The organism is Mycobacterium sp., assembly GCF_046095365.1.
GTDB lineage: Bacteria > Actinomycetota > Actinomycetes > Mycobacteriales > Mycobacteriaceae > Mycobacterium.
Window position 1 is genome coordinate 64,925 of record NZ_JBJTJF010000077.1, and the last position, 11,745, is coordinate 76,669.

The window sequence follows — 11,745 nt, forward strand, 5'->3', positions numbered from 1 at the left end:
AGGACATGACAGCTGCGCAATTCGTCGGTCGGGTCGGCGGTCTGGCGTTCGCGTTGGGTGTCAGCGCCGCGGTGTTCTCCGGCACCCCGGTCGCGTGGGCCGAGGGGCCGGCTGACACCGCGGCATCGAGCGGCGACTCGGCCCGGGCCGGGCGCGCCACCGGTGCCGCGGTCGGCTCCCCGCACCGGACGCGGCGTGCACCCGACCGCGACGTGGCCCGGATCGGACCGGCCGCGGCGAACCCGCCCGCAGGCCGGCGCCACCGCCCGGGCCAGGTCGCACGACCGGCGCCGATTGCCGCCCCGGCCGCCGGCAAGGACGGCGGGCCGACCCGGCCGGCCGGCAGCGCCCGCGCCGTCCGGCCGGGATCGCCGTCGCAGTCCCCGCTGGCCTGGGCGGCGCTGGCGATCACCCGCCGGCAGGCCGCAAGCACGGCCACCGGCCCGATCACGGTGAACCCCGAGGTCCGGTGGAGCGACGGGATCTTGTTCGGCACCCTCAACGCCACCTCCCGCCGAGGCCTGCCGCTGTCCTACTCCGTGGTGAGCGAGCCGAGCCTGGGCGGAAAGATCTCCTGGGCGCCCGACTCGGACGGGACCAGAACCGACCAGTTCTCCTATCTGCCCTATATGACCTCACTGACCGACCCGGGGCAGAACGAACAGTTCCGCGTGCTCGTCGCCGAGGTCACGCGGTTCGACAGCTTCATCGGCGGCATCCCGTTGATCGGGGACCTGTGGGAGCCCGTTCAGAAAACCCTGCACCGACTTCCTCTCGTCAGCACGCTGCTGACACCGCTCATCGGCGCCGCACAGATCGCCAGGTTCGACGAGAACCCCTCGACGCTGGCCGCCGGGCGTCCGGTCGGGTTCACCTACCTCATGCCGTCCTTCGACGGCACCCCGATCAGCGTCAACTACTTCCCGGCCGCCGAGGTCGCCAGCGGAGCGGTCGCCTCGGCGCCCACCGTCCTCAACGGACCGGATCTGGGCTTCCCCGGCAACACCGACGTCTATGCGGTCTGGGCTCCCAGCCTTGTCGGGATCGTCCCGGGAATACCGACACTGCGCTCGGGTGCGAGCCCGTTCGCCGGGGGCTACTCCGCCAGCACCGGATTCAACGTCATCACCTGGGACCCCCGCGGCGAGTGGGCTTCCGGCGGTGTCCTGCAACTCGACAGCCCCTTCTACGAGGGGCGCGACGTCTCCTCGATCATCTCCTGGTCCGCGAGCCCGTCGAACGTCGCCCAGGGCCAGGTGGCAACCGACAGCGGTGACCCGCTCGTCGGGATGGTCGGAGGTTCCTACGGAGGCGGCATCCAACTCACCAGCGCCGCAACGGATCCCCGTATCGACGCGATCGTTCCGGGCATCGCGTGGAACACGCTCAACGAGTCGCTCTACCCCAGCAACACCTTCAAGACCGTCATCGGGACGGAATTGCTGCTGGCCCTCGTGGGCACCGGGGCGCGAATCAACTCCCAGATCTATCCCGCCATCGTCACGGGCGATCTTTTCAGCCGCTTGAGCCAGAGCGCGCAGGCACTGCTGACCAGCGCCGGTCCGGGAATCCTGGCCGGGAACATCACCGCGCCAAGCCTTTTCCTGCAGGGGACGGTAGACATCCTCTTCGAACTCGACGCGGCAAGCACCAACGCCCAGGCCATCCTCGGCGGCGATCCCCGCACGCCGGTCAAGATCACCTGGTTCTGCGGCGGCCACGGAGTCTGCCTGCTGCCCGCGCAGAACCAGGAGACCCAGGGCCTGCTGAACATGAACGACAGCCTGCGCTGGCTGGATCAGTACGTCGCCGGCAACCCTTCGGCCGGCGCCGACACCATTCCGGCCTTCCAGTGGTACGACCAGGCCGGCGCCTACCACAGCTCGGACCGCAGCCCCTTCGACCCGCTGTTCAACAAGCCGGCCCCGCTGGGCTACACCGGCGCCGGCGGTCCCCTCCTCCTGGTCCCGCTGCTCGGCGGGTCGGGTCCCTCCCAGGCGGCAGTCCCGCCGGCGAAACCGACGTTGTTCAGCACCGCCTTCGCGCTCGCCAGCGGCAGCAAGGCACGGAACGCGCTGAACCTCGAGGTCGATCCACCGGTCGGGACGGTCATCGCGGGGGCGCCGACCCTGAGCTTCGGCTACAGCGGGATCGGCACCAGCCGCGCCGTCTACGCCCAGCTGGTGGACGAGGCCACCGGACAGGTGGTGGGTAACATCGTCACGCCTGTCCCGGTCACCCTCGACGGCCGGGAGCGCACGGTGTCGGTTCCGATGGCCGACATCGCCTACACCGTCGGAAATCCCGCCGACTCGATGACACTTCAGATCACCAGCTCGGCCCTGCCGTACGCCAACGCCTTCGCCTGGGGCTTCATCAACGTCGGCGACGTCGAGCTTGAAGTGCCGACGGTAGCCTGAGCTAACCTTCCAGCTTGTAACCAAGCCCCCGCACGGTGAGGAGCCGCATCGGGTTGGCCGGGTCTTCCTCGATCTTGGACCGCAGCCGCTTGACGTGGACGTCCAGGGTCTTGGTGTCCCCGACGTAGTCCGAACCCCATACCCGGTCGATGAGCTGCCCGCGGGTGAGCACCCGGCCCTTGTTGCGCATCAGGAACTCGAGGAGGTCGAACTCCTTGAGCGGCAGGGATATCTGCTCGCCACCGACACTGACGGTGTGCCGCTCGATGTCCATGCGCACCGGACCGGCCTCCAGCACCGTGTCGCCGACATCGTCTCCTTCGCTCCCGCGGCGCAGCACCGCGCGAATACGCGCGATCAGTTCTCGTGCCGAGTAGGGCTTGGTGACGTAGTCGTCGGCGCCGAGTTCCAGGCCGACCACCTTGTCAATTTCACTGTCGCGGGCGGTCACCATGATGACCGGGACGCTGGAACGGGCCCGCAACTGCTTGCACACCTCGGTGCCGCTCATCCCGGGCAGCATCAGGTCCAGCAGGACGATGTCGGCTCCGGTCCGGTCGAACTCGGCCAGGGCGGCGGCACCATCCTGGACGACGGTGGTCTCGAAACCCTCCTTGCGCAGCAGAAAGGCAAGCGGGTCGGCCAGCGACTCCTCGTCCTCAACCACCAGCACCCGAATCACTGCGCCTCCTGCGTCTCATAGGCCGGGATGGACAACGTGAAGGTCGAACCGGTGCCGCGCCTGCTCCACAACCGGATGCTGCCGTTGTGGTTGGCCGCGACGTGCTTGACGATGGCAAGCCCGAGGCCGGTGCCGCCGGTCTCCCGGGACCTCGCCTTGTCCACCCTGAAGAACCGCTCGAAGACCCGCTCCTGGTCGGCCTGGGCAATTCCGATACCGCGGTCGGTGACCGCGATCTCCACCATGTCACCGCGGCGGCGCCGGCTGATCGACACCGTCGAGCCGTCGGGCGAGTACGCGATCGCGTTGGAGACGAGGTTGGAGACTGCGGTGACCAGCAGGGTCTCGTCACCGAGAACTTTGAAACCGGAGGGCTCGTCGGTCGTGATCAGGATGTTCGCATTCTCAGCCGCAACCTTGTAGCGCGAAATCGCCTCCTGCACAACGGTGTCCACGTCCACCGCGACCAGATCAGGCAGCGGTTCGGCGCCCTGCAGCCGGGACAGCTCGATCAGTTCGCCGACCATGTTGCCCAGCCGCCGAGCCTCGGTGTTGAGCCTGCGCCCGAACCGCTCGGTGGTCGCTGGATCGTTGATCGACTCCAGCAGCGCCTCGGAGAGGACCGACATCGCCGCGACCGGTGTCTTGAGCTCATGGCTGACATTGGCGACGAAGTCGCGGCGGGTGGCCTCCATCCGGGCCTGCTCGGACTGGTCGTCGAGGTAGATGACCGCCAGCCGGGGCGACTGGCGGTCCAACTGCCTGATCCTGGCGTGAACGGCGATCCCGGCGCGCCGGCCGGCCAGCCCGCGCGGCGCCGACAGGTCCACCTCGACGTCGGCGCCGGTGCTCAACGTTCGCTGGGTGGCGGCCCAGAGGCGCTCGTCCAGGCCGGTCTCCCGGATCATGCCCATGTCCGCGGCGCGCTCGTTGCTGACCAGCACGTCCCGGCCGGAGTCGACTACAAGCACACCGATCGGGGCGTTGGCGACCGCGCGCTGCAGAAGTTCGGAGGCGGTCATGGTGCCTTGGGTGGCGGTTGGCCGGCCCCGCCGGGACCGGGCCGCCAGAAGCGAGGCGGCCGAGGACCCGAGTACACAGCCCCCCAGGCCCGCGACGACCGCGAGCGCCACCGCGCTGAAACTCACCCTCGAAGCGTACGCAGTGCCGGAGTACCTGGGGAACCCGGCATGACCGCCGAAATGCTAGTTCAGCGGTCGTTTACCGAATGTTCTATTTCGAACCCTGGCTGGCGACCGCCGCCGCGCCGGCGGCGGCGGCCTCGGGGTCGAGGTAGGTCCCACCGGCCACCTTCGGCTTGAGGTTGGCGTCGAGGTCGTAGCGCAGCGGAATCCCGGTCGGGATGTTCAATGCCACCACCGCCTCGTCGGACATGCCGTCGAGATACTTCACCAGCGCCCGCAGCGAGTTGCCGTGCGCGGCGATCAGCACCGTCTTGCCCGCGCGCAGATCCGGGGCGATGGTGTTCTCGAAGTACGGAACGAACCGGGCCACGACGTCGGCGAGGCATTCAGTCAGCGGGCCTCCGTCGATGTCGGCGTAGCGCGGGTCGGCGTCCTGGCTGAACTTGCTGCCCCGCTCGATCGGCGGCGGCGGGGTGTCGTAGCTGCGCCGCCAGGCCATGAACTGTTCCTCGCCGTACTTGGCCTTCGTCTCGGCCTTGTCCAGTCCCTGCAGCGCCCCGTAGTGCCGCTCGTTGAGCCGCCAGTTGCGGTGCACCGGAATCCAGTGCCGGTCCGCCTTGTCCAGCGCCAGGTTCGCGGTGTTGATCGCGCGGCGCAGCAGCGAGGTGTACACCACGTCGGGCAGCTCGTCGAGAGCTCCGATCAGTTCACCGGCGCGTGCCGCCTCGGCGCGGCCCTTGTCGGTCAGGTCCACGTCCACCCAGCCGGTGAACAGGTTGAGTGCGTTCCACTGGCTCTCGCCGTGGCGGAGCAGGATCAGAGTGCAGTCACCGTCAGCCATAGCCGAAGTGTCTCACGCTGGCGCTCAGCGTTTGCCGTCTTCGCCTCGGTTGCCGTGCTCGCCGGGATCCTCGTCGATGAGATGTTTGAAGGCCCTCAGGTTCTTGAGCGATTCGCCGCGAGCCACCCGCCAGGCCCATTCCTTGCGGATCGAGGATGCGAATCCGAGTTCGAGCAGGGTGTTGAAGTCGTTGTTGACCGCCTCGAGCACCTGCCCGAGCACCCGGTCGATCTCGGCCGGGCTGACGATGTCCAGAGCCATCCGGCCGACCAGGTAGATGTCGCCGATGTTGTCCAGGGTGTAGGCCACCCCGTAGAGCCGTCGATTACGTCTGAGCAGGAAGTGGTAGACGTTCGCGTGGTTCTCGTCGGGCCGGCGGCAGACGAAGGCCTCCACCCTGACCGAGTGGTCACCGACCGTCAGCAGGGTGTTGGTCACCAGTTTGCGCTCGCCGGGCAGTTCGACGATCAGTCCGGGAGCGCCGACGTGGGCGCCTTCGTAGCGGGTGTAGTTCAGACCGTGCTCGGCGAGTGTCTGCTCGATCTCCCGGCAGATCCGTTCCTCGGTGCTCATGCGCGCACACCTCTCCGCATCGTCCACCGACGCCCGGGACGGCGGGCGGTGAGGCCCCTGTGGTGGGTGCGGCCGTAGTCGACGATGGCCCGGCCGTAGCCGGCCAGCAACCCGTCCACCGTGTGGTCCCAGGAGAATCCGCGGGCATGCGCGCGTGCAGCCGCGCTCAGGGCGGCGGTGTCGGAGTCGAGCACCGCGCTGATCGCCTCGGCCCACCGATGCGGCTGGTGGCCGTCGACCAGGGCGCCGCTGCGGCCGTCGGCGACGGCCACCGGCAGACCGCCGACCGCCGCCGCGATAACGGGGGTCCCGCAGGCCTGTGCCTCCACCGCGACCAGGCCGAAGGACTCCGAGTAGCTGGGCACCGCAACCAGGTCGGCGGCCCGGTAGAGGTCGACCAATCGCTCACGCGGCTGGGGCGGCAGGAACGTCACCCGATCGGCGATGCCGAGGCCGACGGCCAGCCTGGCCAGGCCGTCCGGCGCGGCCAGCCCCGTTCCCGACGCCCCGCCGGCGATGACCACCCGGACGTCCCGGTCAGGGGGCAGCAGTGCCGCCGCGCGCAACAGCACGTCGGGCGCCTTCAGCGGCTGGATGCGGCCGACGAAGGCCACGATCGGCTGGTCGGCCGGGAGTCCGAGCGCGGCCCGGGCCGCAGCCCGATCCCCCGGGCTGAACATCTGCAGGTCCACCCCGGGGTGCACCACGTCGATCCTTGACGGGTCGGCGTTGTGCAACGAAACCAGCTGGTGCGCTTCGGATTCGGTGTTGACGATCAGTCTGTCGGCCTCGTCGACCACCTGCTGCTCGCCGACCGAGCGCAAGGGAGGTTCCGGTGAGTCTCCGTCGGCCAGCGCGGCGTTCTTCACCGCGGCCAGGGTGTGGGCGGTGTGAACCAGCGGGACCGCCCACCGTTCCCGGGCAAGCCAGCCCACCTGACCGGAGAGCCAGTAGTGCGAATGCACGATGTCGTAGTGGCCGGGGTCGTGGGTGGCCTCGGCCCGCAGCACCCCGGCGGTGAACGCACACAGCTGGGTGGGCAGGTCGTACTTGTCGAGGCCCTCGAACGGGCCGGCCACCACGTTGCGCACCTGCACCCCGGGCGCCACCCGGACCACCGGCGGGTCGGCCGAGGAGGTCGCCCGGGTGAAGATCTCGACGTCCACACCCCGTGCCGCCATGTGCAGTGCGGTCTGCAGCACGTAGACATTCATGCCCCCGGCGTCGCCGGTACCGGGCTGGGCCAGCGGCGAGGTGTGCACCGACAGCACCGCAACGCGCTGAGGCAGCAAACCGTCGGTCAGATCCCGCAGTTGCCGCACCAGACCATCATGCACGAAAGCCGGACAGGGTGGTCAGGCGGTGAGCGCGGCCACAGCCGGACCGGCCTGCCCGGCTGGATAGAGTCGAGCCGATGACAGCACATCCCAGCGCGCACACGCCGGTCGCCGTGGTGACCGGCGCCAGCTCGGGCATCGGGGAGGCGACCGCGCGCACCCTCGCCGCCCTCGGCTACCACGTCGTCGCGGTGGCCCGCCGCGCCGATCGCCTTGCCCGCCTGGCCGGGGAGATCGGCGGCACGGCGGTGGCCGCCGACGTCACCGACGACGCCGCCGTCCGGTCGCTGGCCGATCGGCTGGATCGGGTCGACGTTCTCGTCAACAACGCCGGCGGAGCCCGGGGCCTGCAGCCGGTGGCCGAAGCGGATTTCGACGACTGGCGCTGGATGTGGGAGACCAACGTGATGGGAACGCTGCGGGTCACCCGGGCGCTGCTTCCCGCCCTGATCGCCTCCGGTGACGGTCTGATCGTCACCGTCACCTCGATCGCCGCACTGGAGGTCTACGACGGCGGCGCCGGATACACCGCGGCCAAGCACGCCCAGGGTGCGCTGCACCGCACCCTGCGCGGCGAGCTGCTGGGAAAGCCGGTGCGGCTCACCGAGATAGCACCCGGGGCCGTGCAGACGGAGTTCTCCCTGGTTCGCTTCGGCGGCGACGCGCAGCGCGCCGAGGCCGTCTACGCCGGAATCACGCCGTTGACCGCCGAGGACGTAGCCGGGGTGATCGGATTCGTCGCCTCCCGGCCGTCACACGTCAACATCGACCAGGTCGTGATCCGCCCGCGCGACCAGGCCAGCGCCAGCCGGTTCAACCGACGGCTCTAGCCCGGCGCAGACCGGATCACAGCGTGCAGCCCACCAGTACCGGCTCGGGAACAAGGGTCACGCCGAAAGCCTCACGAACCCCGTCCCGCACAGTGCGGGCCAGTTGCAGCACGTCGGCACTGGCCGACCCGCCCCGGTTGGTCAGCGCGAGCGCGTGCTTGGTGGACAGCCGGCAAGGACCAGTGCCCGGGTAACCCTTGCCGAAGCCGGCCTGCTCGACCAGCCAGCCCGCCGCGAGCTTGACACCGCCGTCCGCCGGGTAGTGCGGAACAGGCACCCGGGAGACCTCCCGCAGCCGCTCATAGAGCCCGACCGGAACCACCGGATTGGTGAAAAACGAACCGACACTCCAGGTGTCGTGGTCGCCGGCGTCCAGAACCATCCCCTTGGCCGCGCGCAGCGCCAGCACCGCCGAACGCACCCGCGCCGGATCCGTCCGCTCCCCCGCCGCGATGCCGAGGGCCGCGGCCAGTTCGGCGTAGCGCACCGGCGCCGAACGCCCGGCCGGGTCGAGTGCGAACTCGACCTCGAGGACGATGGCCGCTGTGGAGTTCTTGAGCACGCTGTGCCGGTAGCCGAACCCCAGTTCCGCGGCGGGAACCCAGTTCACCTCGCCGGTGCGGCGATCCAACAGCCGGACCCGGGTCAGGACGTCGGACACCTCGACACCGTAGGCGCCGACGTTCTGGACCGGGGTGGCCCCGGCCGAGCCGGGTATTCCCGAAAGACATTCCAGCCCACCGAGACCGGCCCCCACCGCCGCCGCGACCACTGAGTCCCAGTCCGCGCCCGCCTCGGCCCGCATCAGCGGCGCTTCGACGGTGATCGCGGCACTGGCCAGTCGAACGACGGTGAGATCGGTCAACTCATCCGCGACGACCACGTTGGAACCACCGCCGAGCACCAGAACGGGATCATCGGCCGGGGTGAGCGCGCGCAGGGTGGCCACGATCTGGCCGGTGCCGGCACACGTGATCATCCGGCGCACGACCGGACCGACCCGCAGGGTGGTGAGCGACGCCAAAGGCACGTTCTCGGTGACCTGCGCTCCCCCGTAGTCCTGGGCTGTGTGCATTTCGCGAGTCGCTCCGCTCCGCCCTGTGGCCGTATCCCGAGACGCTTCGGCTTTCGCCCGCTAACGGTAGCCTCACCAGCTATGCCGCGTTCGTTCGACATGGCCACCGACTACGCCGGCACGGTGCAGCAGGTGCATGACGCTCTCCGCGACAAGCAGTACTGGCTGGCCCGGCTGGCCGCCTCGGGCGCCGACGAATGGACGCTGGACGATTTCCAGGCCGGGCACGACGGCGGTGTGGACGTTGTGACCACCCAGGTGCTGCGGGCCGAGCGTCTGCCCGGCATCATCCATCAGTTCCACCACGGCGATCTGGAGATCCGGCGGGCCGAGACCTGGACCGCGCTGTTCGACGGAGCCGCGGAGGCCGCGGTCGCCAGTTCGATCGTGCGGGCCCCGGTCGCCCTGGACGGTCAGGCCCGGCTCACCGGCGAGGGCAGCGGGTCCCGGCTGGCCTTCAGCGCCACCGTCGACGTCCGCATCCCGCTGGTGGGCGGCAAGATGGAGAAGTTCATCGCCAATCAGTTGATCCACCTGCTCAACGACGAGCAGAGGTTCACCTCCGAGTGGATCACCGGCACGCGCCGGTAGTTTGGACCCGTGCCCCGCAGCATGGTGTTCGACATCGACGTCGACGTGGCCGCAGCCGACATGTATCGCGACTTCACCACCATCAGCTATTGGGAGGATCTGGTCGTCTTCTACCGAGAGCACATGGGGTCGCGTACCGAGATCGCCCACTTCTCCACAGACGCCGACGGCACCGACGTCTCCTTCTCTCACATCCTGTCCGCCAAGGACTTCCCGGCCATCGTCGGCAAGGTGGTGCCGGGCACCTTCGTCGTCACCCGGGAACAGCACTTCGAGCCGTTCGACGCCGGCGCCAACCAGGTGACCGGCCGTTACCGCGCGCTCGTACCGGCGCCGGTCGAGGTGACCGGTGATTACCTTTTGCACGACACCGACCGCGGCAGCCGGATGAGGCTGCAAAGCACCTGCCGCGCCCGGGTTCCGCTGCTCGGCGGGCAGATCGAGCAGCTGATGGTCAGCGGGCTGAAGGTGCTGTTCACCGAGGAGGGCAAGTTCACCGCCGAATGGCTCAACCGCCATTAGGCCGTCACGACCGGTCGGCATGCCGACCCGGGGAACCACCGGCGCAGCCGGTTGGCGCCGGGCCGACCGCTGGCTCACACGCTCTCCGCGGGTTCTGGCTGCGCTGAGCGCGGCTGATGCGCCGGTCGCCGTCGACCTCGGCTACGGTCGCTCGCCGGTCACGACGGTGGAGTTGGCATCCAGGCTGCGCACGGTGTGTCCCGGCGTCCGGGTGGTCGGTGTGGAGATCGACCCGGAACGGGTCGCCACCGGCCGGGCCACCGCCGGCGATGTGGAATTCCGCATCGGCGGGTTCGAACTCGCGGGCCTGCGCCCCAATCTGGTCCGCGCCTTCAACGTGCTTCGCCAGTATCCCGAGGACGCCGTCGCGGCCGCGTGGCACGACATGCGGTCCAGACTGGCTCCCGGCGGCGTGCTGATAGAAGGCACCTGCGACGAACTAGGCCGGCACTGCTGCTGGGTTCTGCTGAACCGCGACGGACCGGTGAGCCTGACTCTGGCGTGTGATGCCCGGGCAATCGAGCGGCCTTCGGATCTGGCCGAGCGCCTGCCGAAAGCGCTTATCCACCAGAATGTTCCGGGCCAGCCGATTCACGCCCTGCTCGACGCGGCCGACCGTGCCTGGGCGGCGGCGGCCGGGCAGTCGGTGTTCGGTCCGAGAGCGCGATGGCGGGCGATGCTGGCCGGGTTGCGCTCCGCCGGGGTGCCTATCGAGGCCCAGCGGCGCAACCCCCGCGACGCGGTGCTGACCGTCCCCTGGCAGACGGTGGCTCCGCGGTCCGACTCCACGGGTGCACCGCTACCCTGACGCCATGCGGATCGCTCTGGCGCAGATCCTGTCCGACACCGACCCGGCCGCCAATCTGGCGACCGTCGCCGATTACACCCGGCGAGCCGCCGAGTCCGGCGCGCGACTGGTGGTGTTCCCGGAGGCGACCATGTGCCGGTTCGGCGTTCCGCTCGCCCCGATCGCCGAGCCGATCGACGGACCGTGGGCCGACGCGGTGCGCAGGATCGCCGCCGACGCCGGAATCTCGGTGATCGCCGGGATGTTCACCCCCGCCCCGGACGGGCGGGTGACCAACACGCTGTTGGCCACCGGCGCCGGCGTAGAGGCCCGCTACGACAAGATCCACCTCTACGACGCGTTCGGCTTCACCGAATCGGAGACCATCGCACCCGGCGACGAACCGGTGGTCGTCGAGGTCGACGGCGTCGGCGTGGGGCTGACGCTGTGCTACGACATCCGCTTTCCCTATCTCTACGCCGAACTGGCCGACCGCGGCGCGGCGGTGATCGCCGTCGGTGCGTCCTGGGGCGCCGGTCCCGGCAAGCTGGACCAGTGGACCCTGCTGGCCCGGGCCCGGGCCCTGGACTCGGGATGCTTCGTCGCGGCGACCGGTCAGGCCTACCCGGGCCCCGACCCGGCCGCGGCCAACGCCCCCACCGGCGTCGGCGGCAGCCTGGTGGCCTCCCCGCTGGGCGAGGTGCTGGCCGACGCGGGGCCCGATCCACGACTGGTGGTCTGCGACATCGACGTCGGCAGCGTCGCGGCGATCCGCGACACCGTCGGGGTCCTGCGGAATCGCGTTAGGGTCCGCACCGACCGGTAGGGCACAATCGCCGGGTGACGCTCCCCCCACCGGCTCCGCCGCCCGGCGCCGGCCCACCTCCGGGCCCGCCCGGCGGCGGTCCGGACCCGTGGCCCACCGATCCGCCCACCCGGCAT

The 11,745-nt window shown here is 69.9% G+C and carries 12 protein-coding genes; 6 read left to right on the forward strand and 6 right to left on the reverse strand.

Annotation, left to right across the window (positions count from 1 at the left end):
- Nucleotides 1–5 precede the first annotated feature (5 nt).
- On the forward strand, nucleotides 6–2,420 hold the full coding sequence (locus tag ACKOQ4_RS06250; protein ID WP_526289917.1) for a CocE/NonD family hydrolase: 2,415 nt from the start codon (nucleotides 6–8) through the stop codon (nucleotides 2,418–2,420).
- A 1-nt stretch (nucleotide 2,421) separates the two neighbouring features.
- Here ACKOQ4_RS06250 and ACKOQ4_RS06255 read toward each other — a convergent pair whose 3' ends face one another.
- The 5 genes from ACKOQ4_RS06255 to mshA form a co-directional block, all read right to left on the reverse strand.
- Entirely contained in the window at nucleotides 2,422–3,102 is a 681-nt protein-coding gene (locus ACKOQ4_RS06255; protein WP_526289919.1) for a winged helix-turn-helix domain-containing protein, read from the reverse strand.
- The gene (locus tag ACKOQ4_RS06260) at nucleotides 3,099–4,250 is read right to left on the reverse strand and encodes a sensor histidine kinase (RefSeq protein ID WP_526289921.1); all 1,152 of its coding nucleotides are present in this window, start codon (nucleotides 4,248–4,250) and stop codon (nucleotides 3,099–3,101) included. The genes ACKOQ4_RS06255 and ACKOQ4_RS06260 overlap by 4 nt, the downstream gene beginning before the upstream one ends.
- Before the next feature lie 85 nt (nucleotides 4,251–4,335).
- Nucleotides 4,336–5,088 (reverse strand): phosphoglyceromutase, encoded by a 753-nt coding sequence (locus ACKOQ4_RS06265; protein WP_526289923.1) that lies wholly within the window; start codon nucleotides 5,086–5,088, stop codon nucleotides 4,336–4,338.
- 24 nt (nucleotides 5,089–5,112) lie between these two features.
- Nucleotides 5,113–5,661 carry a YbjN domain-containing protein gene (locus tag ACKOQ4_RS06270; RefSeq protein WP_526289925.1) on the reverse strand — a complete coding sequence of 183 codons (549 nt, stop codon included), beginning with the start codon at nucleotides 5,659–5,661 and terminating at the stop codon, nucleotides 5,113–5,115.
- Nucleotides 5,658–6,974, reverse strand: a complete 1,317-nt coding sequence (gene mshA / locus ACKOQ4_RS06275) for a D-inositol-3-phosphate glycosyltransferase (RefSeq protein ID WP_526289945.1) — start codon at nucleotides 6,972–6,974, stop codon at nucleotides 5,658–5,660. The genes ACKOQ4_RS06270 and mshA overlap by 4 nt, the downstream gene beginning before the upstream one ends.
- Before the next feature lie 101 nt (nucleotides 6,975–7,075).
- Between mshA and ACKOQ4_RS06280 the strand changes: the two genes are divergently transcribed.
- Entirely contained in the window at nucleotides 7,076–7,828 is a 753-nt protein-coding gene (locus tag ACKOQ4_RS06280) for an SDR family NAD(P)-dependent oxidoreductase (protein ID WP_526289927.1), read from the forward strand.
- Nucleotides 7,829–7,844: 16 nt separating this feature from the next.
- On the opposite strand, the gene ACKOQ4_RS06285 is transcribed toward ACKOQ4_RS06280, so the two are convergent.
- Nucleotides 7,845–8,903 (reverse strand): UDP-N-acetylmuramate dehydrogenase, encoded by a 1,059-nt coding sequence (locus tag ACKOQ4_RS06285; protein WP_526289929.1) that lies wholly within the window; start codon nucleotides 8,901–8,903, stop codon nucleotides 7,845–7,847.
- Between the two features lie 81 nt (nucleotides 8,904–8,984).
- Here ACKOQ4_RS06285 and ACKOQ4_RS06290 point away from each other — a divergent pair, with 81 nt between their 5' ends.
- Genes ACKOQ4_RS06290 through ACKOQ4_RS06305 form a run of 4 tightly spaced genes read left to right on the forward strand, consistent with a single transcriptional unit; the run spans nucleotide 8,985 to nucleotide 11,629 of the window.
- Nucleotides 8,985–9,494, forward strand: a complete 510-nt coding sequence (locus ACKOQ4_RS06290; protein ID WP_526289931.1) for a DUF2505 family protein — start codon at nucleotides 8,985–8,987, stop codon at nucleotides 9,492–9,494.
- Nucleotides 9,495–9,503: 9 nt separating this feature from the next.
- Nucleotides 9,504–10,016 (forward strand): DUF2505 family protein, encoded by a 513-nt coding sequence (locus ACKOQ4_RS06295; protein ID WP_526289933.1) that lies wholly within the window; start codon nucleotides 9,504–9,506, stop codon nucleotides 10,014–10,016.
- A gap of 19 nt (nucleotides 10,017–10,035) precedes the next feature.
- Complete coding sequence (locus ACKOQ4_RS06300) at nucleotides 10,036–10,824, forward strand: class I SAM-dependent methyltransferase (RefSeq protein WP_526289935.1); 789 nt, start codon at nucleotides 10,036–10,038, stop codon at nucleotides 10,822–10,824.
- Between the two features lie 4 nt (nucleotides 10,825–10,828).
- Nucleotides 10,829–11,629, forward strand: coding sequence for a carbon-nitrogen hydrolase family protein (locus ACKOQ4_RS06305; RefSeq protein ID WP_526289937.1), 801 nt, complete (start codon nucleotides 10,829–10,831; stop codon nucleotides 11,627–11,629).
- Nucleotides 11,630–11,745: the final 116 nt, after the last annotated feature.

Excerpts from the sequence above, each read along its gene's own strand:
- ACKOQ4_RS06250 (WP_526289917.1), top strand. The coding sequence starts at position 6 with ATGACAGCTGCGCAATTCGTCGGTCGGGTCGGCGGTCTGGCGTTCGCG.
- ACKOQ4_RS06265 (WP_526289923.1), bottom strand. The coding sequence starts at position 5,088 with ATGGCTGACGGTGACTGCACTCTGATCCTGCTCCGCCACGGCGAGAGC.
- ACKOQ4_RS06270 (WP_526289925.1), bottom strand. The coding sequence starts at position 5,661 with ATGAGCACCGAGGAACGGATCTGCCGGGAGATCGAGCAGACACTCGCC.
- ACKOQ4_RS06280 (WP_526289927.1), top strand. The coding sequence starts at position 7,076 with ATGACAGCACATCCCAGCGCGCACACGCCGGTCGCCGTGGTGACCGGC.
- ACKOQ4_RS06285 (WP_526289929.1), bottom strand. The coding sequence starts at position 8,903 with ATGCACACAGCCCAGGACTACGGGGGAGCGCAGGTCACCGAGAACGTG.
- ACKOQ4_RS06290 (WP_526289931.1), top strand. The coding sequence starts at position 8,985 with ATGCCGCGTTCGTTCGACATGGCCACCGACTACGCCGGCACGGTGCAG.
- ACKOQ4_RS06300 (WP_526289935.1), top strand. The coding sequence starts at position 10,036 with ATGCCGACCCGGGGAACCACCGGCGCAGCCGGTTGGCGCCGGGCCGAC.
- ACKOQ4_RS06305 (WP_526289937.1), top strand. The coding sequence starts at position 10,829 with ATGCGGATCGCTCTGGCGCAGATCCTGTCCGACACCGACCCGGCCGCC.